This window comes from Pseudomonas batumici, from assembly GCF_036585405.1.
Taxonomy (GTDB): domain Bacteria; phylum Pseudomonadota; class Gammaproteobacteria; order Pseudomonadales; family Pseudomonadaceae; genus Aquipseudomonas; species Aquipseudomonas batumici.
In genome coordinates this window covers 575,838-600,723 of sequence record NZ_CP144470.1, presented here as the reverse complement: position 1 = coordinate 600,723, position 24,886 = coordinate 575,838, and the positions used below count along the sequence as shown (strand labels likewise).

Below are 24,886 nucleotides of genomic sequence, written 5' to 3'. Positions count from 1 at the left end.
CCCGGCCTGATGGGGATTCAGGCCGGGCTTTTGCGATCCTAGCGCTTGGCGCTCAGGTCGGTGTTGCCATCCCAGCCGCCGCCCAGCGCCGCGATCAGCTGGACACTGGCGATCAACCGGCTTTGCAGCAGGCTCAGCACGCTACGCTCATTGGTCAGGGCCGTGGTCTGCACCGTGACCACATCCAGGTAGGTGATCAGGCCGGCCTTGTACTGGTTCTCGGTCAGGCGCAGGGATTCACGCGCCGCCTCCAGTGCCTGGGCGCGTACCGCCGCCTCGTCTTCCATCACCTTGAGTTGCACCATGTAGTTTTCCACCTCGCGGAAACCATCCAGCACGGTCTGGCGATACTTGGCCACGGTCTGGTCATACACCGCCTCGGTGCGGTCCACTTCCGCCGAACGTTGACCACCGTCGAACAAGGTGGTGGCCAACTTGGGTCCCACCGACCAGAAACGGTTTGGCAGACTGATCCAGTTGGCATAGGTGCTGCTGCTGTAGCCGCCGGACAGGCTCAAGGTCAGGTCCGGATAATAAGCCGCCTTCGCCACGCCGATATTGGCGTTGGCCGCGATCACCGAACGTTCCGCCGAGGCCACGTCCGGACGCCGTTCCAGCAGTTGCGACGGCACGCCCAACGGAATCGACGGCAAGACCGGAACCGTGGTGGTGGCCGCCAGCTGGAATTGCGCCGGAGGCTGGCCGGTCAAGACGGCAATGGCGTTTTCGAATTGGGCCCGTTGCCAGATCAGGTCGATCAGGTCGCCCTGGGCGGTCTTGAGCTGGGTCTGGGCCTGGGCGATCGCCGCCTTGCTGGAAACGCCAAAACGGTACTGGCTTTCGGTGCTCTTGAGCGAGCGCTCGTAGGTCTGCACCGTTGATTCCAGCAGGCGCTTCTGTTCGTCGATCACCCGCAGTTGCAGGTAGTTCTGCACCAGGCTCGATTGCTGGCTCAGGCGCATGGCCGCGAGGTCGGCAAAGCTGGCCTGGGCACTGGCTTCGTTGGCTTCCAGGCCGCGGCGCAGCTTGCCCCAGATATCCGCTTCCCAGCTCACACCCAGCTGGGCGTTGTAGGTATCCTGAATCCCGCTGGATGAACGGCTCAGGCTCGAACTGCTGCTGCCGGTACCCTGGCTGGAGCGGGTTTTTCCGACGCTAAGGTTAGCGCTGGGAAAGAAGGCGCCGCGCGAGCTCTTGACCAACGCCTGGGCCTGACGGTACTGGGCTTCGGACTGCGCCACCGACTGGTTGGCACTGTTGAGCTTTTCCACCAGGGCGTTGAGCGTCGGGTCGCCATACAGCTCCCACCAGGCGCCACGGGCCAGGGAGTCACTGGGCTGGGCCTGACGCCAGCCGGCGGCTTCCTTGTATTGCGCCGGCGTCGCGGCGTCCGGGCGCTTGTAGTCCGGGCCCACGGCGCAGGCGCTGAGCATCAGCCCGCACAAGGCCAGGCTCAGCAGGCGTGAGCCACGGGCGGTCTCCAGGCGTTGGGCGGCCAGGGGCACTTTGCATTGCGATCGGTCAGTCATAGCGGAGTTTCCAGAGCACCATCCGTGCGCACGCCACGCCACTGGTTGAAGCGGTGGCGCAAACGGTCGAGATAAAGGTAAACCACCGGGGTGGTGTAGAGGGTCAGGACCTGGCTGAAGATCAGCCCGCCGATAATGGTCAGGCCCAGGGGCTGGCGCATTTCCGCGCCTTCGGCACTGCTCAGCAGCAAGGGCAAGGCGCCGAGGATCGCCGCCAGGGTGGTCATCAGGATCGGCCGCAGGCGCAGCAGGCAGGCCTGGCGAATCGACTCCAGCGGGTCCAGGCCCGAATGACGCTCCAGTTGCAGCGCCAGGTCGATCATCAGGATCGCGTTCTTCTTCACCACGCCGATCAACAGGAACAGCCCCAACAGCGAAATCAGGCTGAACTCGCCCCCCAGCAGGTAGATGCCGAGCAAGGCGCCGACCCCGGCCGACGGCAAGGTGGACAGGATGGTCAGCGGGTGAATGTAGCTTTCGTAGAGGATACCCAGTACCAGGTACACCGCCACCAGCGCGCCGAGGATCATGAACGGCTGGCCTTTCTGGGTCGCGGCAAAGGCGTCGCTGGTGCCGGCCATCTTGGCGATCACCGCTTCCGGCAAGCCGAGCCTGGCGATCGCCCGCTCGATGGCGGCGGTGCCCTGCTCCACCGTCACCCCGGGGGCCATGTCGAACGACAGGCTTTCGGAGGCGAACTGTCCCTCGTGATCGACCCGATCGTCCTGCAGGCTGTTCTCATAGTGGGCGATGGCCGACAACGGAATGCGCTGCCCGGCCGAGCCGATCACCTTGACCTGATTGAGGGTTTCCGGAGACTGGGCGTACTTCGGATTGATCTCCATCACCACCTGGTACTGGTTCAGGCTGTCATAGATGGTGGAAATCTGCCGCTGGCTGTAGGCGTTGTTGAGCACCGCCGTGACCGTGCTCATGTCCACGCCCAGGCGCTTGGCGGTATCGCGGTCGACCACCAGGGTGGTCTGCGGGGCTCCGCGACCTTCCCGGGCATCGATAGCGGTCAACTCCGGCAGGGCCTTGAGGGCCGCGACCACTTTCGGGTACCACTCGCGCAGCGCGCCGAGGTCGTCGCTTTGCAGGATGTAGGAGTACTGCGCGGTCTGTTGCTCGCGCCCGCCGCCGAATTGCAGGTCCTGGTCGGCCATCAGCATCAGTCGGGCACCCGGCACCTTGGGCATTTCGGTGCGCAGGCGTTCGATGACGTTCTGCGCCGAGACATTGCGCTCCTTGATCGGTTTGAGGCGCACCAGCATGAACGCGTTGTTGGTGCCGTTGTTGCCACCGATGAAGCCGGCCACGCTTTGCACCGCCGGGTCGGCCAGTACCGCCTTGCGGAAGATTTCCATCTTCGGCTGCATATTGCCGAACGACATGCCGTCGTCGCCGCGGACGAAGCCAATCAGTTGCCCGGTGTCCTGTTGGGGCAGGAAGGTCTTTGGCACCACCACGTACAAGGCGACGTTCAATCCGATGGTGACGAACAGGCTGAGCAGGGTCAGCCGCTTGTGCCGCAGGACCCAGTCCAGGCTGGTGGCGTAGGCCGCCATCATGCGTTCGTTGGCCTTTTCGCTCCAGCGCTGCAGGCGGGTCGGTTCGCCCTGCAGGTGCGGCTTGAGCCAGCGCGCGCAGAGCATCGGCGTCAAGGTCAGCGACACCACCAGCGACACGATGATGGCCGCCGCCAGGGTGATGGAAAACTCGCGGAACAGGCTGCCGATGATCCCGCCGATGAACAGGATGGAGAGGAACACCGCCACCAGCGACACGTTCATCGACAGCAAGGTGAAGCCGACTTCCTTGGCCCCCTGGTACGCGGCCTTCAGGGGCGCGATGCCGTCGTTGATATGCCGGGAAATGTTCTCCAGCACCACGATGGCATCGTCCACCACCAGGCCGGTGGCCAGGATCAGGGCCATCAGCGACAGGTTGTTCAGGGAGAAGCCATACAGGTACATGACGGCAAAGGTGCCCACCAGCGACACCGGCACCGCCAGGGTCGGGATCAGCGACGCCCGGAAGTTGCCAAGGAACAGGTACACCACCAGCACCACCAGGGCCACGGCGATCAACAGGGTCATCTCGGCTTCGTGGAGCGTGGCCTTGATCACCGGCGAACGGTCCATGGCCAGGTTCAGCTTGACGCTGGCTGGCAACACCGCCTGCAAGGCCGGCAGTTGCGCCTTGATCTCGTTCACCGTCTGGATGATGTTGGCGCCGGCCTGGCGGTTGATCACCAGCAGGACCGCGTCGTCATTGTTGAAAAAGCCGGCGTTGTAACGATCCTCGACGCTGTCGCTGATCTTCGCCACATCCCCCAGGCGCAAGGCCGAGCCGTTCTGGTAGTGGATGACCAGCGGCTCGTAGTCCTTGGCTTTTTCCAGCTGGTCGTTGGCCTGCACCTGCCAGTTGCGCTCGGCATCCTCTAGTGAACCCTTGGGCCGCCGTACGTTGGCGTTGGCAATGGTGGTGCGCACGTTGTCCAGGGCCACGCCGTACTGGTTGAGCGCCTGGGGTTCGAGCTCGATGCGCACCGCCGGCAGCGAACTGCCACCGATCTGAACCTCGCCCACCCCCGGGACCTGGGACAGGCTCTGGGACAGGATGGTCGAGGCCAGGTCGTAGAGCTGGCCCTTCTGCAGCACGTCGGAGGTCAGCGACAGCACCATGATCGGCGCCTGGGACGGGTTGACCTTCTTGTAGGTGGGCATGCTGCGCATGCCGCTGGGCAGCAGGTTGCGCGACGCGTTGATCGCCGCCTGGACTTCCCGCGCGGCACCGTTGATATCGCGGTTGAGGTCGAACTGCAGGATCACCCGGGTCGAACCCTGGCTGGAGCGGCTGCTCATGGTGTTGACGCCGGGAATCACGCCGAAGGAGCGCTCCAGCGGCGTGGCGACGGTGGAGGCCATGACTTCCGGGCTGGCGCCGGGCAGGCTGGCCTGGACCACGATCACCGGAAAGTCCATTTGCGGCAGCGGCGACACCGGCAGCAGGCCGAAACTCACGCCACCCAGCAGGACAATCGCCAGGCTCAGCAGCATGGTGGCTACCGGCCGGCGGATGAACGGTCCCGAGAGGTTCATGTGTCCACCTGCTCAAGCAGGCTCGAATGCCGCCGCCAGCGCCGTCCCAGGCGATCGAAGTACAGGTAGATCACCGGCGTGGTGAACAGGGTCAGCACCTGGCTGACCAGCAACCCGCCGACCATCACCAGGCCCAGGGGTTGGCGCAGTTCGGCACCGGAACCGGTGGCGAGCATCAGTGGAATGGCACCGAACAGCGCCGCCAGGGTGGTCATCAGGATCGGCCGGAAACGCAACAGGGCCGCCTGGTAGATCGCCTGCTCCGGGGCCATGCCCTGGTGACGCTCGGCATCGAGGGCGAAGTCGATCATCATGATCGCGTTCTTCTTGACGATACCGATCAGCAGGATGATCCCGATGATGGCGATCATGCCCAGGTCGTTGCCGCTCAGGATCAACGCCAGCAAGGCACCGACCGCCGCCGAGGGCAGGGTCGAGAGAATGGTCACCGGGTGGATGTAGCTCTCGTAGAGCACCCCCAGCACGATGTACATGGTCACCACCGCCGCCAGGATCAGCAACAGGGTGCTCGACAGCGACGCCTGGAAGGCTTCGGCCGCGCCCTGGAACTGGGTCTGCACGCCAATCGGCATGCCGATCTCCTGCTTCACCTGGTCGATGACCTGTACCGCCTGCCCCAGCGCCACGCCGGGCGCCAGGTTGAACGACATCATCACCGCCGGGAACTGGCCGATATGGGAGATGGCCAACTGCGCCTGGCGCTCCTCGACACGGGCCAGGCTGGACAGGCGCACCTGCCCGCCGCTGGTGGTCTTGACGTGGATCTGTTCCAGCGCCTGCGGCCCGATCCTCTCCCCCGCCTGGGCTTGCAGCACCACGCGGTACTGGCTGGCCTGGGTGTAGATGGTGGAAATCTGCCGCTGGCCGAAACCGTCATACAGCGCATCGGTGATATCCGACACGGCGACGCCCAGGCGCGAAGCGGCGTCCCGGTCGATCACCAGATAGACCTGCAAGCCCTTGTCCTGCAGGTCGCTGGCCACATCCGTCAGTTCCGGGCGCTGGGCCAGCGCGTCCACCAGCTTGCCACTCCACTCGGCCAGCAGGTTGGCGTCCGGCGAGGACATGCTGAACTGGTACTGGGTGCGGCTGACCCGGTCTTCGATGGTCAGGTCCTGCACCGGCTGCATGAACAGGCGGATCCCCGCCAGTTTGTCGACTTCCGGCTGCAGCCGGCTGATCACTTGCGTGGCGCTCAGGCTGCGCTGGTGGCGCGGCTTGAGGTTGATCAGCAGGCGACCGCTGTTGAGCGTGGCATTGTCGCCGTCCACGCCGATATAGGACGACAGGCTTTCCACCTCAGGATCGGCCAGGATGACCTTGGCCAACGCCTGTTGCCGCTGGCTCATGGAGGCAAAGGACACCGACTGCGGTGCTTCGGAAATCCCCTGGATCACCCCGGTGTCCTGCACCGGGAAGAAGCCCTTGGGCACCATCAGGTAGAGGAACACGGTCAGTGCCAGGGTGGCGACCGCCACCAGCAAGGTCAGCGGCTGGTGATTGAGCACCCAGCGCAACTTGCGCCCGTAGGCTTCGATCAAGCCGTCGATCCAGGCGCCGCTGGCCCTGTAGAAACGGCCCTGCTCTTCGGCCTTGGGCTCGCGCTTGAGCAGGCGCGCGCACATCATCGGCGTCAGGGTCAGGGACACCACCAGGGAAATCAGGATCGCCACCGCCAGGGTGATGGCGAACTCGCGGAACAGCCGCCCGACCACATCGGCCATGAACAACAGCGGTATCAGTACCGCGATCAACGACAGGGTCAGGGAAATCAGGGTGAAGCCGATCTGCTTGGCGCCCTTGAGCGCCGCTTGCATCGGGCTGTCGCCCTCCTCGATGAAGCGCGAGATGTTTTCCAGCATGACGATGGCATCGTCGACCACGAAGCCGGTGGCGATGGTCAGGGCCATCAGGGTCAGGTTGTTGACCGAGAAGCCCGCCAGGTACATCACGCCGAAGGTGCCGATCAGCGACAAGGGCACGGCAACCGAAGGAATGATGGTGGCGCTGGCCCGGCGCAGGAACAGGAAGGTCACCATCACCACCAGGGCGATGGCGATCAGCAGTTCATGCTGAACATCGGTGACGGAAGCGCGAATGGTCTGGGTCCGGTCGGTCAGCACCGTGACATCGATGCCCGCCGGCAGGTTGTCAGTGATGCTCGGTAGCAAGGCCTTGATCCGGTCCACCACCTCGATGACGTTGGCCCCGGGCTGGCGCTGGATATTCAGCAGCACGGCCTGGTTTTCGTTGGCCCAGGCGGCAAGGCGTTCGTTCTCGGCACCGTCGACGATCTGTGCGACATCCTTGAGACGCAGCGGTGCGCCGTTCTTGTAGGCCAGGATCAGTTCGGCGTATTCCTTGGGCGAACGCAACTGGTCGTTGGCGTCGAGCATCGACACCCGGGTCGGACCGTCGAAGTTGCCCTTGGGCTGGTTGACGTTCGACGCGCCGATCAGGGTGCGCACGTCCGACAGGTTGAGGCTGTTGGCCGCCAGGGCCTCGGGATTGACCTTGATTCGCACCGCCTGGCGCTGGCCGCCGGCAATACTGACCATGCCTACGCCGCTGATCTGGGCGATCTTCTGCGCCATGCGGGTATCGACCAGGTCGTTGAGCTTGGGCAACAACATGGTTTTCGAGGTGATCGCCAGGGTCAGCACCGGGGTGTCCGCCGGGTTGACCTTGTTGTACACCGGCGGGGCCGGCAGATCCTTGGGCAACAGGTTGGTGGCGGCGTTGATGGCCGCCTGGACCTGCTGCTCGGCGACATCCATATTGGTTTCGAGGTTGAAGCGCAGGGTCAGGATCGACGCCCCGCCCGAACTGGTGGAGGCCATCTGGGTCAGCCCGGGCATCTGCCCGAACTGGCGCTCCAGCGGCGCGGTGACTGCGCTGGTCATCACGTCGGGACTCGCGCCCGGGTAGAGGGTCATCACCCGGATGGTCGGGTAATCGACCTGGGGCAGCGCCGACACCGGCAGCAGGCGATAGGCGATCAGGCCGGCCAGGACAATGGCCAGCATGCTCAGGGTGGTCGCTACCGGGCGGAGAATGAACAGCCGCGAGAGATTCATGCGCCGACCTTTTTCGCCTTGCCGGCTTCAGCCGGTGCCTTGGACGTCGCGCCTTCCTTCAGCTGTTCGGGAGGTGCCTTGGACAGGTCCTGGCTGTCATTGACCACCTCGACGTCGCCACCGTCCTTCAAGCGGTCGGTGCCCTCCAGCACCACACGGTCGCCGACGGCCAGGCCCTCCTTGATCACCGTGAGATTGCCATCGCTGGCGCCGACTTTCAGCGGTCGGATCTTGACCTTCTTGTCACCGTCCATGACGTAGACGAAGGTGCCGTCGTTGCCGAACTGGATTGCCGCGCTCGGCGCCAGCACCACGTTTTTCAGGGTGTCGGCCAGCAGGTGCACATTGACGAACTGGTTGGGGAACAAGGCCTGCTCGCGGTTCTCGTAGAGCGCCTTGAACTTGAGGGTGCCGGTGGTGATGTCGATCTGGTTGTCGAGACTTTGCAAGACACCGCTGGCCTGCTGCTTCACGTCACCGCGGTCCCAGGCTTCGGCGGGCAATTTCGCCCCGCTGTGAAAGCGCGTGAGCACGGTGTCGAGGTTGTTTTCCGGCAAGGTGAAGGCCACGCTGATCGGCTGGGTCTGGGTGATCACCACCAGGGCCTGGCTGTCGTTCGCCGCCAGCAGGTTGCCGACGTCCAGTTGCCGCAGGCCCAGGCGCCCGGCAATCGGTGCGCGGATCTTGGTGAAGTCCAGGTTCAGCTTGGCCGTCTCGACCGCGCCCTGGTTGGTCTTGACCGTCCCCTGGTATTGCTGCACCAGGGCCTCGGCGGTGTCCAGGGTCTGCTTGGCGATGCTGTCTTCGGCGAACAAGCCGCGATAGCGCTGCACATCGACCTGGGCGTTCTTCAGCTGCGCCTGGCTTTGCAGCAGGGTGCCCTGGGCCTGGAGCAAGGCGCTCTGGTAGTTGCGCGGATCGATCTCGGCCAGCACATCACCGGCCTTGACCATCTGGCCCTCCTGGAAATTGATCTTGACCAACTGCCCGGCGACTTGCGTGCGCACATTCACTGTGTTGAGGGCGGTCACCGTCCCCAGGGCCTTGAAGTAGACCGGGAAGTCCCCCACCGTCGCCGCTGCCACCCGCACGGGCACCGGGCCCGAGGACGCGCCGAAGCCCGGACGCATCATGCCTGACTTGCCGGTATGCCCGGCAGGTTTGGCTTGCGCGACCTTTTGCTGTGCGCCTGACGGCCAGAAATGCCAGCACACTGCGCCGATAATCAACAGGATCAGCAGGCCGAACAGCCAGCGGCGGGATGGGCGGGAGACAGAAGATTGCATGGAATGATCAACCATTGTGCGCGAGAACTTCTTTTTGGGAAGGCTGAAAGATTAAGCACTGAATTGTTTCAGGCAAAGCGCCTTTACCGGCAATTTACCTTGGCATGACTTTCCTCAGTGTTCGGGTAAGACACTGAAGCACAAATAAAAACGGCCTGGACAGGGTCAGGCCGTGAATAATTGTAAACTGCTTGTTTCAAGAACCCTTTATTTCAGGGCCGCAAGCGCTGCCTCGTAATCGGGTTCCTGGCCGATATCCGCCACCAACTCGCTGTGTAGCACCTTATCGTGCGCATCGAGTACCACGACGGCACGGGTGGTCAGGCCTTCGAGGGGACCGTCGGCGATTCCCACGCCGTAGTCGCGCAGGAACTCGCGGCCACGCAGGGTGGACAAATTGACGACATGATCCAGGCCCTCGGCCGCGCAAAAGCGCGCCTGGGCGAACGGCAGGTCGGCGGAAATGCACAGCACCAGGGTGTTTTCCAGCTGGCTTGCGCGCTCGTTGAACTGACGCACGGACTTGGCGCAGGTCGGCGTGTCGACGCTGGGGAAGATATTCAGCACCTTGCGCTGGCCGGCAAGGCTGTCCAGGGTGATATCGGAGAGGTCCTGGGCGACCAGGGAAAACGCCGGCGCCTGGGAGCCGGCTTGCGGCAACTGCCCGTTGATCTGCACCGTGACGCCCCTGCGGGTGACTTGAGCCATCTGCCTGTCTCCTTGCAAACGCAAAATCGGGTGCCTGTGGGAGCCTGCTTGCTGGCGATGACGATGTCACATTCAGCCAGCAAGCAGGCTCCTTGCAATTACTTCAGGACAGCCAGGGCCGCTTCGTAGTTGGGCTCTTCGGCGATTTCCTTGACCAGCTCGCTGTGCAGCACCTTGTCGTTTTCGTCCAGTACCACCACGGCACGGGCGGTCAGGCCGGCCAGTGGGCCGTCAGCGATTTCAACGCCGTAATCACGAATGAACTCGCGGCCGCGCAAGGTGGACAGGTTCAGGACGTTTTCCAGGCCTTCGGCGCCGCAGAAACGGGCCTGGGCAAACGGCAGGTCAGCCGAGATGCACAGCACCACGGTGTTGGCCACATCGTTGGCCTGGGCGTTGAACTTGCGCACGGAGGTCGCACAGGTCGGGGTGTCGACGCTTGGGAAAATGTTCAGCACCTTGCGCTTGCCGGCAAAGCTGCCCAGCGTGACATCAGCCAGACCCGCGCCCACCAGGGAGAACGCTGGAGCCTTGTCGCCGGCGTGCGGCAGTTGACCGTTGACTTGAACCGGGTTGCCTTTGAGGGTGACTTGAGCCATGAGCTGAATCCTTCTAAACGGTTTCTGTGAAGAGGCCGGGGTTGAACACGAAAGTGCCACCCGACCTATGGGGAAGACAAAGTGTCACAGGATTTGCGGCCCGGCAAACCCTCCCGGGCTTTTTTTGTCGTGGGAATCTGATTATGTCCATGCCGGACGCTTCAGTGGTATTCGCGGGGAATAAGACTTTGCAGCTGCAGGGCCAGAAAGTCGGCATCGAACACATAGACGTCCGGGTCCTTGAGACCATTGGCCTTGCGCCATTGCCAATCGCTGGTACCCGGTACGCCCACCAGTGAAACGCTGCCATGCCGTGCCGCGGTGTGCCCCATCACCGCCAGGGAAATGGAGCCGCCGGCCCCCATCACTTCCGGGACGAATTCCATCGTTTTGCCGGCGATCTGGATCGTCAGCTTCTGCGTCTTGAAAGTCGAGGCCTCCACCGTCAGGTTGGGGCCAAAGGCCACATAGGCCTCACGCTGCGTCTCGAGCAGGTTCGGGCTCTTTACCGGAGCCAGCCACTGCTCCATGCGATCGAACAACTCGACGATTCGCGCCGCCCAGTGGGCCGACTGCTTTTCGAACAGCTGTTTCTTGTGGGCTTCGGTATCGGCGTAGTGCCGGAGCATTTCCCCCAGTTGCTGTACACCATTCATTGGAGCGCTCCTCGGGTGAACCTGAACGAAGTCTCGATCATGGCAGATCGTGCCGCGGGGCGTGCGATTAACTCGCGGGCGGGCACCCGTGAACCTTTCTGCTAAAGAAGGTGCCAGCCAGCAGTTGAAGCAGAGGACCCGGCCGGGCTTCAGGCCGGCCGGCGGAACCGCGCCATGTTCAACGTATCCACCAGGCCGCCATCGCGAATCGCGTAATCTCGCATCACGCCCTCCTCCTCGAACCCGAACTTGCGATACAGCCCCTGGGCGGCGAGGTTATCGGTATACACCGTCAACTCGACGCGCTGCAGGTTCATCCAGTTGTCCGCCACCTCCAGCGCCGCAGCCAGCAGCTTCGAACCGATGCCTTTGCCTTGCCAGGCCGTCGCCACGCCCATGCCCAGGGTGCCGGCGTGGCTGCGGCGCACACGTGCGTACTGCTCCAGGGAGCAACTGCCGATGACCACGCCCTGATGCAGTGCCACCAGTGAGAGCAGGCGTTCGTTGTCCTGGCGCTGAATCAGCCGTTGCCGCCAGACTTCGGTGGACTGAAACGGCATTTGCAGCACCTGGCGGCAGACGGCGGGTTCGTTGTAGAGGGCGGTCACACCGTCGACATGGGCTTCTCGGAAGCGCTCGATGACGATGGAGGGAGTGGCTGTTGGCATCGTTTTTCATCCATAAAAACAACAAGGCCAGCCAGTGTAGAGCAGGAACGGCGGCCCCGACAGGGGCCGCCTATGGAGCGGGAGGTGCTTACTCGGTAGCCAGTACGCCGCGGCGAACCTGGTCACGCTCGATGGACTCGAACAGTGCCTTGAAGTTGCCTTCGCCGAAACCGTCGTCACCCTTGCGCTGGATGAACTCGAAGAACACCGGCCCCATCAGGGTTTCCGAGAAGATCTGCAGCAGCAGGCGCTTGTCGCCTTCCTGCGAGGAGCCGTCCAGCAGGATCCCGCGCGATTGCAGTTCCTTGACCGGCTCGCCATGGTTCGGCAGGCGGCCTTCGAGCATCTCGTAGTAAGTCTCCGGCGGCGCGGTCATGAAGCGCATGCCGATCTTCTTCAAGTGATCCCAGGTCTTGATCAGGTCGTCGGTGAGGAACGCCACGTGCTGGATGCCCTCGCCGTTGAACTGCATCAGGAACTCTTCGATCTGCCCGGCGCCCTTGGACGATTCCTCGTTCAGCGGGATACGGATCATGCCGTCCGGCGCGGTCATGGCTTTGGAGGTCAGGCCGGTGTATTCGCCCTTGATGTCGAAGTAGCGGATCTCGCGGAAGTTGAACAGCTTCTCGTAGAAGTTCGCCCAGTAGGCCATGCGTCCGCGGTACACGTTGTGGGTCAGGTGGTCGATGATCTTCAAGCCCGCGCCCTGCGGGTGGCGGTCGACGCCTTCGAGGAAGACGAAGTCGATGTCATAGATCGAGTTGCCTTCGCCGTAACGGTCGATCAGGTACAGCGGCGCGCCGCCGATGCCCTTGATCGCCGGCAGGTTCAGCTCCATCGGGCCGGTGGCGATATGGATCGGCTGGGCACCCAGCTCCAGCGCACGGGCATAGGCCTGCTGGGCGTTTTTCACCCGGAAGGCCATGCCGCACACCGAAGGACCGTGCTCGGCGGCAAAGTAGGACGCCTCGCTGTGGGGCTCGTTGTTGAGGATCAGGTTGATCGCGCCCTGGCGATACAGGTGCACGTTCTTGGAGCGGTGGGTCGCGACCTTGCTGAAGCCCATGATCTCGAAGATCGGCTCCAGGGTGTTGGGGGTCGGCGATGCGAATTCAATGAACTCGAAGCCCATCAGGCCCATCGGGTTTTCGAAGATATCGGTCATGGTGACGCCTCATCATTTTTATCAAGTAACGGTCAGTTAGTTGCTATCAATGCGGACGTTGGTGGGTGGCGCACAGGAAATCCCCCGCACGCTGCGGGCAAGGAAGTCGCCGTAGATCAGTTGAAACCCAAGTATCTTCATGATCGACCCAGTCTCTCAGGGCGAGGCTTCTGCTGCCAGAAGACGTTATTCTTATATGCGTAAACAGATTCTACATGGCGTAAACCGGTTTGTCCGTATCCCTTTTTCATTTCCTCCCGGGCAAGCGGGATGCCGGCCGGTTGCACAGGTAGATACCGGCCAGGATCAGGCCCCCACCCAGGCACATGATCAGCGTCAATTGCTCGCCCAGCAACAGCGCGCCGCAGATCACCGCCGTCAGCGGATTGAGACCGATAAACACACCCGAGCGCGTCGCGCCGATGCGCTGGATGCCATCGTAGTACCAGATATAGGCCAGCGCCGACCCCAGGCCGCCGAGGTAGACCAGGCTCGACAGTTGGGGAGGACTCAAGGTTTCGATAGCGACAAGACTCGCCTCCCCGCGCATCCAGGTCGCCAGCCAGAGCATGGCCGTGCCGAGCCAGATGGAATAGGTCACGGTGGCCAGCGGGCCCAGCACCCGGGTCAGGTTGCGGGAAAACAACGAGTAGACCGCCCAGGACAGTACGCAGCCGAAAATCAGCAGATCACCCATCCAGGTCCGGGCCGTGCCCTCGAACACCGTCCGATTGCCACTGACGATCACCAGCCCTGCCCCGGCCATGCAGACCACTATGCCGAGTACTTTCGGCGTGCTCAGCCGCTCCTTGAAGAACAGCCATGAAGCCAGCCCGAACACCGCCGGATTCAGCACCACGATCAGTGACGCCCGCGAGGCATTGATGTAGTGCAGGCCGTAAAAGAAGCAGAGGTTGTAGAAGAAGATGCCGAAAAAACCCAGCAGCGCCAATTGCGCGAATTGTTTCCTGTCCGGTCGCAGCAACGGGATGCGCGTCACCAGGATAAACGCCAGCAGGATCACACTGGCCAGCAGGAAGCGCAGGCTGGCGAGCAGCAACGGCGCGATATCGCTGGACAGGAAGCGCCCGGCGACAAAGGTCCCGCCCCAGATCATCGAGACCCCGGCGAGCTTGAAGTAGACCCGCAGGTCGCTGTCGGCGGCGAAAGTGGATACCTGTGTGTGCATGGCTTTTCCTGCGGATCGAGAAGGACGGTTGTCAAACTGGCTGCATTATTTTATTTATGTCGACTCATCGTAAAATGAGTAAAAGCTCATGACCCTGACCCAGCTGGAAGTGTTTTCCCTGGTGGCCGAACTGCGCGGTTTCACCAGTGCGGCCTTGCGTCTGGGGATCAGCCAGTCGGCGGTGTCCCATGCCCTCAAGGGACTGGAGCAGGAATTGGGCGTCGAGTTGCTGCGCCGGCACCAGGGCCAGGTGGAATTGACGGACATCGGTGCGCAATTGCTGCAACGGGCGCGAGCCATGCTCGGCCTGGCGGACACCTTGCGCCAGGAAGCCGCCGATGCCCGCGGCATGAAACGCGGGACCCTGCGCATCGGTTCGTTTGGGCCGACTTCTTCGAGCAAACTGCTGCCGGCACTCCTGGCGCATTATCGCCTGGCCCATCCGGGCATCCAGGTGCAGGTCGACGAAGGCCCCGACCGGCAGGTCCTGCAATGGCTGGAGGAGCGCCGTATCGACGTGGGGTTCGTGGTGCTGCCGCAGGAGCGCTTCGACACCTTTGCCCTGGTGGAAGACCAGATGGTCGCCCTGCTCCCCGTCGGCCACCCGTTGTGCGAGCAGCCGGCCATCGAGCTCAAGGCGTTGTGCCAGGACCCGTTCATCCTGACCGGCGCCGGCTCCGGAGAACTGGTTTCCCAGCTGTTCGCGGCCCAGCGCCTGGTCCCCGACATCCGCTACCGTACCGCACAACTGCTCAGTACCCTGGCCACCGTGGCCCGTGGCGAAGGCGTGACGGTGGTCGCCGAACAATCCCTGCCGGAACATCCGGACCCTGGCTACGTCAGCCGGCCATTGTCGCCGCGGGTCAAGCGCCAGATCGGTATCGCCGTGCTCGACCGGCGCCAGGTCTCCCCGGCGACCCAGGCCTTTATCGACCTGGCCGGTCGATTCGACTATCGCTGAGGGTGCGAACGCTCTCAGCCGACTATCATGGCAACAGCCCTCTTCCAGGCGCCCTTGCCCCTACAGGTTCATTTCAATGCCATTGACCGCCAAAGCTTCCCGCTCCTGGTTCGTGCGTTACGCCTTGAGCTTGTTGATCGGCCTGTTGCCGATCCTCTCGGGGATCGCCATCCTGCACTGGCAAGCCGGTCGGACCTTGGGCGAGGACGCCGGGAAAACCGCCGGCGAAGCCCTGAGGCAGTTCGACCTGATGCTCGACAATGCCGCCGAGTCCGCCAATGTCATCCTGCCCCTGGCCGGCCAGCCTTGCGACGACATCAAATTTGCCTTGCGCGAGCAGGTCACCCGACAGCCCTACGTCCGGGCCGCGAACCTGGCCTGGAACAACAACCTGTATTGCACCTCGCTGTTCGGGCCTTATCAGGAAGCGATCGACCCGGCCGACTATGTCGACGGCACGCTCTGGCTGATGAACGGCAATCCGGTGACCCCCAAGTCTTCGCTTCTGGCCTACCGCCTGCAGGACGGCAAGGGGGCCGCCATGGTCAGCATCGACGGCTATCACCTGGCCAATACCCTGCGCCTGATCGGCCGTGAAGCCGGTTTGTACCTGCAGGTCGGCGATGTCTGGATCTCCGGCCAGGGCCAGGTCCACGAGGGCACCGCCCCCGGGTTTGCCGTCGGGCAGACGAGCTTGTCCTCCAGCCGCTTCCCTTTCAGCGTCAGCACCGGCTTCCCCGCGGGAGAAGCCTGGCGTTACGTCGGCAAGGAGTATCCGGCCCCGATGGCCCTGCTGCTGGTGCTCGGTGTGCTGGCCGGGGCCACGGCACGCTGGTTGCAAAAGCGTTCCGGCGCACCGACCCACGAACTGAGGCGAGCCCTGGAAGCCCGGGAATTCATTCCCTATTTCCAGCCGGTGGTGCGCAGCGATACCCGGCAATGGGCGGGGGCGGAAGTGTTGATGCGCTGGAGGCATCCCCGTGAGGGGCTGGTGCGCCCGGACCTGTTCATTCCCCTGGCCGAAGATTCAGGCCTGATCGTGCCGATGACCCGTTCATTGCTGCAACAGACCGCCGCCCTGCTCGCCCCGCACGCGGCGGGCTTTGAACCCGGCTTTCACCTGGGCGTGAACATCACCGCCCGGCATTGCCAGGACCTCGAACTGGTGGATGACTGCCGCGACTTTCTTGCCGCCTTTGCTCCGGGTCAGGTGCGCCTGGTGCTGGAGTTGACGGAACGGGAACTGATCGAACCCAGCGCCGTTGCCCACCAACTGTTCGCCCAGTTGCGCGAAATGGGCGTGATGATTGCCATCGACGACTTCGGCACCGGGCATTCCAGCCTCAGTTACTTGCGCCAGTTCAATGTCGACTACCTGAAAATCGATCAGAGCTTCGTCGCCATGATCGGCGCCGACGCGTTATCAGGGCATATTCTGGACAGCATTATCGAGTTGAGCGCCAAGCTTGAACTAGGGATCGTCGCCGAAGGGGTCGAAACCCTTGCGCAACGCGACTACCTGACATCCCGGGGCGTTGGATTTCTCCAGGGCTACTTGTTTGGCAAGCCGCTGCCGGCGGAAGACTTTCTCGACAATTTCAAACGGCAGGCCTGCGTACAAGAGGATAATATCGCGGTATCGGAATAAGTCGCGGGCACTTGTCTATCCTATTTTTTGTAACACCTAGAGCACGTTATTTACTCTTGGCGTGATAACTACTACACTTTTTCATGCATGCTGTAAATTGACAGGAGCCCGAGAGGCTTATAAGTAACTTTCCGCACTGCCACACCAAGGTGCATACGCGTGACGAAAGCCGTTGCAAGCATTGGCTTGTCGTTTTGTTTTAGGTAGATGGCAGCCGAATACAATTCGTGGAGATAAACATCTTGTCCAAACTCGCTGAATTCCGTGCCGCAGAACAAGCCCTGAAAGCACAACTCGCCCAGCTGGAAGCCCTGAAAAACGATGCGGGGCTCAAGAAGGAGATCGAGTTCGAGGAAAAACTCAAGGGCCTGATGAAATCCTACGACAAGAGCCTGCGCGATATCATCGCGATCCTCGACCCCAGCGCGGGTCGGGCCGCCGCCGCGGCGCCCAAGCAGCGCCGCGCCCGCGTGGTCAAGGTCTACCACAACCCTCATACCGGTGAGCTGATCGAAACCAAGGGCGGCAATCACCGTGGCCTGAAAGCCTGGAAGGAACAATACGGTGCGGCTACCGTGGATTCCTGGCTGCGCGGTTGACTTCGCGCCTCAACGCCAAAGCCCTGCCCACGCAGGGCTTTTTTCTTGGCACCCGGCGTACAGGCGATGACGCCCAGAACCACTCTGCTATTCAATTAGCAAGCTATCCATCGTTCATGGCGGTGACAAGACTTTCAGACAAGAGTTCCCACTTTGAGTCTGGTGTCGGGAAAGCAGAACTCAAAAACGACAGAATGCCCGTTATAGCCGGACCAAAGCGTTTCACCTTCTCTTATATTGCATGTAAAGAATTTCTCACACGGCCCTGAGCGAATGCCTGCTCCCTATTACGCCTGTCGGATGAAAAACAAGCCGCTCATGAGCTTCACAGATTTTTCACATCCATTCTTACAGGATGAAGGCTGCTAAAGGATTAGCGCCCCAATGCCCGCTTCGGCGGGCTTCTTTATGCCTCTTCGGCGACCTGTATACACTTTCCTATAACTTCCTGACAAAACCGAAGTAGCCCGCTATTACCCGGCTCCGCTGTGCTCGGGACTAAAATCCGCCCGTCCGAATTTGGCGCCCGCACCCCGCTTTCAGTATGATCCCAGCCCACAGGATCGGAATCGGCGAGTCTGCTGCCGCGTCCATGATCGCCCGCCTTTTTTACCAGCTTTGCGGAGAGCCCATGAGCCTGCAAGACCTGAACACCCTCCCCGGCGTGACCGCCCAACCCGACACCGCCACCCAGGGCTTCGTGTTCAACCACACCATGCTGCGGGTCAAGGACATCACCCGGTCCCTGGATTTCTACACCCGCGTACTGGGTTTCTCCCTGGTGGAGAAGCGTGACTTCCCCGAGGCCGAATTCAGCCTGTATTTCCTCGCGCTGGTGGACAAGGCCCGGATCCCGGCCGATGCCGCCGAGCGCACCCAGTGGATGAAGTCGATTCCAGGCATCCTGGAACTGACCCACAACCACGGCACCGAAAATGACCCGGACTTCGCCTACCACAATGGCAATACCGATCCCCGGGGTTTCGGCCACATCTGCATCTCGGTGCCGGATATTCGTGCCGCCTGCGAACGCTTCGAAGCCCTGGGCGTGGAGTTCCAGAAACGCCTGAGCGACGGTCGCATGAAAAGCCTGGCCTTCGTCAAGGATCCGGACGCCTACTGGGTTGAAATCATCCAGCCGGCGCCGCTGCTGGATGCCTGATCGCGCCCTGTAAAGAAAAAACCCCATGAATCTTCGATTCATGGGGTTTTTCATGTGCGCCGTTATCAGGCGGGGGCTGACGTGCGGATCAGGTGGTCGAAGGCGCTCAACGAAGCCTTGGCCCCCTCGCCCACCGCGATCACGATCTGCTTGTACGGCACCGTGGTGACGTCACCGGCAGCGAAAATCCCAGGCAGCGAGGTCTCGCCACGGGAGTCGACTATGATCTCGCCGCGTGGAGACAGTTCGACGCTGCCTTTGAGCCAGTCGGTGTTCGGCAACAGACCGATCTGCACAAAGATGCCTTCCAGGTCGACGGTGTGGAACTCACCCGAATCGCGATCCTTGTAGACCAGGCCGGTGACCTTCTGCCCATCCCCCTTGACCTCGCTGGTCAGCGCCGTGGTGATGACCGTGACGTTCGGCAGACTGTACAGCTTGCGTTGCAGCACGGCATCGGCGCGCAGCTTGCTGTCGAACTCCAGCAGCGTCACGTGACTGACGATACCGGCCAGGTCGATGGCGGCCTCGACACCGGAGTTGCCGCCACCGATCACCGCGACGCGCTTGCCCTTGAACAGCGGGCCGTCACAGTGCGGGCAGAAGCACACGCCCTTGGCCTTGTATTCCTGCTCGCCCGGCACGCCCATTTCACGCCAGCGGGCACCGGTGGCCAGGATCACGGTCTTGGCCTTGAGGCTGGCACCGCTTTCAAAGCGCACTTCGTGCAGCTCGCCGGCACGCTTGGCCGGCACCAGGGCACTGGCGCGTTGCAGGTTCATGATATCGACATCGTACTGGCGAACGTGCTCTTCCAGGGCGCTGGCCAGCTTCGGCCCTTCGGTTTCCTGGACCGAGATAAAGTTCTCGATCGCCATGGTGTCCAGCACCTGGCCACCGAAACGCTCCGCCGCGACACCGGTACGAATGCCTTTGCGTGCGGCATAGATCGCCGCTGCGGCACCGGCCGGGCCACCGCCGACCACCAGGACCTCAAAGGCGTCCTTGGCGCTGATTTTTTCCGCTTGCTTCTGGGTGGCGCCGGTGTCGAGCTTGCCGAGGATTTCCTCCAGGCCCATGCGGCCCTGGCCGAAGTTCACGCCGTTGAGGTAGATACTGGGCACGGCCATGATCTTGCGATCGTTGACTTCGTCCTGGAACAACGCGCCGTCGATGGCGACGTGACGGATGTTCGGGTTCAGCACCGCCATCAGGTTCAGCGCCTGGACCACGTCCGGGCAGTTCTGGCAGGACAGCGAGAAATAGGTCTCGAAGTTGAACTCACCCTTGAGCGAGCGGATCTGTTCGATGACTTCGACACTGGCCTTCGAAGGGTGGCCGCCGACTTGCAGCAAGGCCAGCACCAGCGAAGTGAATTCGTGGCCCATGGGGATACCGGCGAAACGCAGGCTGATATCGGCTCCCGGGCGATTCAACGAGAACGACGGCTTGCGCGCATCGGTACCGTTGTCCAGCAAGGTGATGTCCGCGGAAAGACTGGCGACGTCTTTGAGCAGCGCGAGCATTTCCTGAGATTTCGCGCCGTCATCAAGGGAGGCGACGATCTCGATCGGTTGCGTAACCCGTTCCAGGTACGACTTCAACTGGGCTTTAAGATTGGCGTCCAACATGCGGGCGATTTCCCTTTTTCAGTACTCTAGAAATAACAACGCCCAGGTGATTACCACCCGGGCGTTATGGGGCGGTGCGGCTGACTTATGAAGTGCGGATGACCGCCCTTGAATGACTCACGGACTTAGATCTTGCCGACCAGGTCCAGGGACGGAGCCAGGGTGGCCTCGCCTTCTTTCCACTTGGCTGGGCAGACTTCGCCTGGGTGAGCGGCAACGTATTGAGCGGCCTTGATCTTGCGCAGCAGCTCGGAAGCATCACGACCGACGCCGCCATCGTTGATTTCAACGATTTTGATCTGGCCTTCCGGGTTGATCACGAAAGTGCCACGGTCTGCCAGGCCAGCTTCCTCGATCAGGACGTCGAAGTTGCGCGAGATGGTCAGGGTCGGGTCGCCGATCATGGTGTACTGGATCTTGCCGATGGCTGGCGAAGTGTTGTGCCAGGCCGCGTGGGCAAAGTGGGTGTCGGTCGACACGCTGTAGATCTCGACGCCCAGTTTCTGGAACTCGGCGTAGTTGTCAGCCAGGTCTTCCAGTTCGGTCGGGCAAACGAAGGTGAAGTCGGCTGGGTAGAAGAACACGACAGACCATTTGCCTTTCAGGTCAGCGTCCGAGACTTCGACGAATGCGCCGTTTTTGAAAGCGGTTGCTTTGAACGGTTTAACTTGGCTGTTGATGATAGGCATCGTTGACTCTCCGTCATGGGTTAAGAAGTTGATGGGGAGAATCCTAGCCATTCTTTCCTGCCCTGGCTCATTGGCAAAGCTGATGCTCACGATTGGTATTTGCTATGAGCAGACGCTATTAATAGAAGAAATCTTATGCTCCCTAGGGTCTGTACGAAAACTCGCCGAGCGGCGATCAGGCAAGGCAAAAACAGGCGAGGAAGCGGAGTGTAGGGGCCTACATGAGCATTCCGAGCCTGTTTTTAACGCAGCATGATCGTCGCGCAGGCAGTTATCGTACAGAGCCTAATCCACCGGTTTCTCGGTGACCAGGCTCATGCCCGGAAAAGGACTGGCCTCGATATAGCGCATGGCCGACTTCATGTCCTTCCAGCCGACATAGCTCATCAGCGACTTCAGGTCCCAGCCGCTGCGGTGGGCCCAGGTGGCGAAGCCCCGGCGCAACGAATGGCTGGTGTAGTGCTCGGCGGCAATCCCGGCGCGTTCCAGCGCCTGGCGCAGCAAGGGGATGACACTGTTGGCGTGCAGGCCCTCCTCTCCCAGGTGCCCCCAGCGATCGATGCCGCGAAACACCGGGCCACGCACCAGCGCGGCGCTATTGATCCAGTCGATATAGGCCTGCACCGGACACAGGCGCTGCAAGGCCGGGGCCTGATAGGTCTTGCCGAGGTTTTCACGGTCGCTTTTGCTGCGCGGCAAATAGAGCGTCATGCCTGTGCCGGCGACGGCGCGGACATGCTCGATCTCCAGGCGACAAAGCTCATCGCTGCGAAAACCCCGCCAGAAGCCCAGTAGGATCAACGCCTTGTCGCGCCGGGCGCGCAGCAGCGTCGGTCGATCATCGGCGGCCAGGGCCAGGCTCGCCTGGGCATCGAGCCTGGCGACGACTTGCTCCAGATGCTGCAACTCGAGCGGTTCGGCCTGATTCTCCCGGGCCGGGTGTAGGGCGCGGATGCCCTTGAACACCTTGCGCACCAGGGGCGCCTTGGTCGGATCGGCAAAACCCTGGCTGTTGTGCCACTGCGCCAGGGCCGAGAGCCGCAGCTTCAGGGTGTTGATCGAGAGCACGCCGGCATGGGCCATCAGGTAGCGCACCACACTGTCGCTGGTGGCCGGCAGGAAGCCACCCCAACTCACTTCGAAATGTTCTATGGCGGCCTGGTAGCTGCGACGGGTGTTGTCCCGCGTCGCCGCCTGCAGGTAGCGCTCCAGCTCGTTCATCGCTTCGGTTCCCGACATGCGTACTGATTCCCCAGGCAAAAATGCGAAAACGGCTCATCACATGGGGTAATACCAGTATATCCCGTGTCAATTATTTCAAATATCGACTTCTTTATTTTATGTATATGATATGTAATTACGTGGTACGTACCACGGTACGAAATCGTAGGAGAGAACATGGCTCGCGGCGGCGTGAACAAGGCAGTGGTGCAAACGGCACGCTTGGCGATTCTCGCCCGCGGCGAGCACCCGAGCATCGATGCGGTACGTATCGAAATGGGCAATACCGGCTCCAAGACCACCATCCACCGCTACCTCAAGGAACTGGACGACAGTGACCTGCGGCGCTCGGCGCCGGTGGAGTCACTCGATGAGGAGCTGGGAGAACTGGTCTCCCGGTTGGCGCAACGCCTTCAGGAACAGGCCCGGGAACCTGTCGAGCAGGCTCGGGCGCAGTGGGCGGCGGAAAAAGCCGAATGGCAGGCGCAATTGGCCGAGATGACCCGGCAGCTGGAACAGCAGCGACGTCAGTTCGAGATCCAGTCAGTGGCCCTGGCCGATGAATCGGGCAACCTGCAGGCCACCCGCTCGATGCTGCAGACCGAACAGACCCGCAACGCCGGGCTGAGCCAGGCCTGCAACGATTACGAATTGCGCCTCAAGGACAAGGACCAGCAGATCCGCTCCCTGGAGGACAGGCACTTGCATGCTCGCGAGGCCCTGGAACATTTCCGCAGTGCCGCCCGCGACCAGCGCGACCAGGAACAGCGCCGGCATGAAGCGCAGTTGCAACAGGTGCAGATGGAGCTGCGCCAGGCCCAGCAGAGCGCGTTGGTGCGCCAGGACGAGATCACCCAACTGCACCGGGATAATGAACGGCTGCTGGCGGAGGGTCGGGCAACCTCGAAGGCGCTCAAGCTGGCGCAGGTGCAGCTGGAAAAAGAGCAGGTGCGCGGGGAGCAGCAGCTCGAGCACGCGCGAACGCTGGAGAATGAGGGCACCCTGCTCCGGGAGCGCCTGCGGGTGGCACTGGAGGATGCCGAGTCGCTCAAGCTTGCGGCTGCGGATCGGCAGGGACTGGTTCAAGCGCTTGAACTCAAACTAGCTGAAGCTGAAACAGCGCTTGAAGAGGTAGTCCGCCTGACTTGATGGCGATGCAGTATTCGTCACTGCTATCGCCAGCAAGCCGGCTCCTACAGAAGACGGGCCTGGCGATATCTTTGTGTTGGAACGCCGACTTGTAGGAGCCGGCTTGCTGGCGATGGCGACCTCACATTCACCGCAATCATTTCCCCTGCCGAAGCCGTCCGAATATGTACGGATTCGCCACCTGCACACCCCGCAAATCCCCATCCCCCCAGCTCGACCAGCTGTTTCGCCGACCTGCGACATTTCACCCCAGTGCAAAAAAGTACCGATTGAAGTGTCGTCAAGGATTTGTCAGCACGGCATTTGAAGGCTGTAATCAACGCCAGATTCTTCCTGGGCACCGGAAGACACAACAACAATAAACCGACCTTCGAGCGCCTCCGTGCGCCAGAAGAGGAGTGTTCGATGAAAGCCATTGCCACCGCACTGCTCGTCACCACCGGCCTCACCCTCAGCGGCGTCAGCCTCGCCGCCCAGACCCTGACCATCGCCACCGTCAACAACAGCGACATGATCCGCATGCAGAAGCTGTCGAAGACCTTCGAAGCCGAGCACCCGGACATCAAGCTCAACTGGGTGGTGCTGGAAGAAAACGTCCTGCGTCAACGCCTGACCACCGACATCGCCACCCAGGGCGGCCAGTTCGACGTGCTGACCATCGGCATGTACGAAGCTGCACTCTGGGGCGCCAAGGGCTGGCTGGAACCGATGAACAACCTGCCCGCTTCCTACGATATCGACGACGTATTCCCGTCGGTGCGTGACGGTCTTTCCGTCAAGGGCACGCTGTTCGCCCTGCCGTTCTATGCCGAAAGCTCCATGACCTACTACCGCACCGACCTGTTCAAGGACGCCGGCCTGAGCATGCCCGAACGCCCGACCTGGGAACAGATCGGCGAATTCGCCGCCAAGCTCAACCACCCCGAGAAGGAACAATACGGTATCTGCCTGCGGGGCAAGGCCGGCTGGGGCGAGAACATGGCCCTGATCACCACCGTGGCCAATGCCTACGGCGCCCGCTGGTTCGATGAGAAGTGGCAACCGGAATTCAACGGCCCCGAATGGAAGAACGCCCTGAACTTCTATGCCGAGACCATGAAGAAGGCCGGCCCGCCGGGCGCCTCGAGTAACGGCTTCAACGAAAACCTGGCGCTGTTCAACAGCGGCAAGTGCGCCATGTGGGTCGACGCCAGCGTGGCCGGCTCCTTCGTCACCGACAAGACCCAGAGCAAGGTCAGCGACCACGTGGGCTTTACCTACGCGCCGCACCAGGTCACCGACAAAGGCTCGGCCTGGCTCTACTCCTGGGCCCTGGCGATCCCCACCAGTTCCAAGGCCAAGGACGCGGCGAAGGTCTTCAGCAGCTGGGCCACCTCCAGGGAGTACGCGGCCCTGGTCGCCAAGGAAGACGGCATTGCCAACGTACCGCCGGGCACGCGCGCCTCGACCTACAGCGATGCCTATATGAAGGCCGCGCCGTTCGCGAAGATCACCCTGGAATCGCTCAAGGCCGCCAACCCGAAAGACCCGAGCGCCAAGCCCGTGCCTTATGTGGGGATCCAGCTGGTGACCATTCCCGAGTTCCAGGCCATCGGCACCCAGGTCGGCAAGCAGTTCTCCGCCGCGCTGACCGGCCAGACCACGGCGGACAAGGCCCTGGCCGATGCCCAGACTTTCACCGAACGGGAAATGAAACGCGCGGGTTATCCCAAGTAACCCCGAATCTCTGTAGGAGCCGGCTTGCCGGCGATGGACTCAAAGGCGCCGCGTTTACCTGCTGGACACGCGTCATCGTTAACGACCATCGCGAGCAAGCTCGCTCCT

General features: G+C 62.1%; 19 protein-coding genes. 6 read left to right on the top strand and 13 right to left on the bottom strand.

All coding sequences use genetic code 11. From position 1 onward, the window contains the following. Positions 1 to 38: 38 nt before the first annotated feature. From NUH87_RS02350 to NUH87_RS02305, 10 genes are all read right to left on the bottom strand, one after another. On the bottom strand, positions 39 to 1,529 hold the full coding sequence (locus NUH87_RS02350; protein WP_338524541.1) for an efflux transporter outer membrane subunit: 1,491 nt from the start codon (positions 1,527 to 1,529) through the stop codon (positions 39 to 41). Beyond that, the gene (locus NUH87_RS02345) at positions 1,526 to 4,633 is read right to left on the bottom strand and encodes an efflux RND transporter permease subunit (protein ID WP_338524540.1); all 3,108 of its coding nucleotides are present in this window, start codon (positions 4,631 to 4,633) and stop codon (positions 1,526 to 1,528) included. The genes NUH87_RS02350 and NUH87_RS02345 overlap by 4 nt, the downstream gene beginning before the upstream one ends. Further along, the gene (locus NUH87_RS02340) at positions 4,630 to 7,731 is read right to left on the bottom strand and encodes an MdtB/MuxB family multidrug efflux RND transporter permease subunit (protein ID WP_338524539.1); all 3,102 of its coding nucleotides are present in this window, start codon (positions 7,729 to 7,731) and stop codon (positions 4,630 to 4,632) included. The genes NUH87_RS02345 and NUH87_RS02340 overlap by 4 nt, the downstream gene beginning before the upstream one ends. Continuing rightward, positions 7,728 to 9,032 carry an MdtA/MuxA family multidrug efflux RND transporter periplasmic adaptor subunit gene (locus NUH87_RS02335; RefSeq protein ID WP_338524538.1) on the bottom strand — a complete coding sequence of 435 codons (1,305 nt, stop codon included), beginning with the start codon at positions 9,030 to 9,032 and terminating at the stop codon, positions 7,728 to 7,730. Before NUH87_RS02335 ends, NUH87_RS02340 begins: the two co-directional genes overlap by 4 nt. A gap of 192 nt (positions 9,033 to 9,224) precedes the next feature. Further along, complete coding sequence (tpx, locus tag NUH87_RS02330) at positions 9,225 to 9,725, bottom strand: thiol peroxidase (protein ID WP_338524537.1); 501 nt, start codon at positions 9,723 to 9,725, stop codon at positions 9,225 to 9,227. Between the two features lie 98 nt (positions 9,726 to 9,823). Continuing rightward, positions 9,824 to 10,324, bottom strand: coding sequence for a thiol peroxidase (tpx, locus tag NUH87_RS02325; RefSeq protein ID WP_338524536.1), 501 nt, complete (start codon positions 10,322 to 10,324; stop codon positions 9,824 to 9,826). Positions 10,325 to 10,485: 161 nt separating this feature from the next. Further along, complete coding sequence (locus tag NUH87_RS02320) at positions 10,486 to 10,980, bottom strand: hypothetical protein (protein WP_338524535.1); 495 nt, start codon at positions 10,978 to 10,980, stop codon at positions 10,486 to 10,488. A gap of 149 nt (positions 10,981 to 11,129) precedes the next feature. Continuing rightward, positions 11,130 to 11,648, bottom strand: coding sequence for a GNAT family N-acetyltransferase (locus NUH87_RS02315; protein ID WP_338524534.1), 519 nt, complete (start codon positions 11,646 to 11,648; stop codon positions 11,130 to 11,132). An 88-nt stretch (positions 11,649 to 11,736) separates the two neighbouring features. Continuing rightward, a complete protein-coding gene (hppD, locus tag NUH87_RS02310; RefSeq protein ID WP_040067263.1) occupies positions 11,737 to 12,813 on the bottom strand; it encodes a 4-hydroxyphenylpyruvate dioxygenase in 1,077 nt (358 codons plus the stop codon). Positions 12,814 to 13,060: 247 nt separating this feature from the next. Next, entirely contained in the window at positions 13,061 to 14,002 is a 942-nt protein-coding gene (locus NUH87_RS02305; RefSeq protein WP_338524533.1) for a DMT family transporter, read from the bottom strand. An 88-nt stretch (positions 14,003 to 14,090) separates the two neighbouring features. Here NUH87_RS02305 and NUH87_RS02300 point away from each other — a divergent pair, with 88 nt between their 5' ends. The 4 genes from NUH87_RS02300 (at position 14,091) to gloA (ending at position 18,372) form a co-directional block, all read left to right on the top strand. Continuing rightward, a complete protein-coding gene (locus NUH87_RS02300) occupies positions 14,091 to 14,963 on the top strand; it encodes a LysR family transcriptional regulator (protein WP_338524532.1) in 873 nt (290 codons plus the stop codon). Positions 14,964 to 15,039: 76 nt separating this feature from the next. Continuing rightward, positions 15,040 to 16,611: an EAL domain-containing protein gene (locus NUH87_RS02295; RefSeq protein WP_338524531.1), complete on the top strand. Its 1,572-nt coding sequence runs from the start codon at positions 15,040 to 15,042 to the stop codon at positions 16,609 to 16,611. A 242-nt stretch (positions 16,612 to 16,853) separates the two neighbouring features. Next, complete coding sequence (locus NUH87_RS02290) at positions 16,854 to 17,210, top strand: histone-like nucleoid-structuring protein, MvaT/MvaU family (RefSeq protein WP_040067269.1); 357 nt, start codon at positions 16,854 to 16,856, stop codon at positions 17,208 to 17,210. A gap of 631 nt (positions 17,211 to 17,841) precedes the next feature. After that, positions 17,842 to 18,372, top strand: a complete 531-nt coding sequence (gene gloA, locus NUH87_RS02285) for a lactoylglutathione lyase (RefSeq protein ID WP_338524529.1) — start codon at positions 17,842 to 17,844, stop codon at positions 18,370 to 18,372. Between the two features lie 65 nt (positions 18,373 to 18,437). Here gloA and ahpF read toward each other — a convergent pair whose 3' ends face one another. The 3 genes from ahpF to NUH87_RS02270 form a co-directional block, all read right to left on the bottom strand. Further along, positions 18,438 to 20,003 (bottom strand): alkyl hydroperoxide reductase subunit F, encoded by a 1,566-nt coding sequence (ahpF, locus tag NUH87_RS02280; protein WP_338524528.1) that lies wholly within the window; start codon positions 20,001 to 20,003, stop codon positions 18,438 to 18,440. 125 nt (positions 20,004 to 20,128) lie between these two features. Further along, positions 20,129 to 20,692, bottom strand: a complete 564-nt coding sequence (ahpC, locus tag NUH87_RS02275; RefSeq protein WP_020294651.1) for an alkyl hydroperoxide reductase subunit C — start codon at positions 20,690 to 20,692, stop codon at positions 20,129 to 20,131. A 285-nt stretch (positions 20,693 to 20,977) separates the two neighbouring features. Further along, positions 20,978 to 21,931, bottom strand: a complete 954-nt coding sequence (locus NUH87_RS02270) for a site-specific integrase (protein WP_338524526.1) — start codon at positions 21,929 to 21,931, stop codon at positions 20,978 to 20,980. Between the two features lie 159 nt (positions 21,932 to 22,090). Between NUH87_RS02270 and NUH87_RS02265 the strand changes: the two genes are divergently transcribed. Beyond that, positions 22,091 to 23,062: a DNA-binding protein gene (locus NUH87_RS02265; RefSeq protein ID WP_338524524.1), complete on the top strand. Its 972-nt coding sequence runs from the start codon at positions 22,091 to 22,093 to the stop codon at positions 23,060 to 23,062. Between the two features lie 405 nt (positions 23,063 to 23,467). Then, entirely contained in the window at positions 23,468 to 24,778 is a 1,311-nt protein-coding gene (locus NUH87_RS02260) for an ABC transporter substrate-binding protein (RefSeq protein ID WP_040067285.1), read from the top strand. Positions 24,779 to 24,886 lie beyond the last annotated feature (108 nt).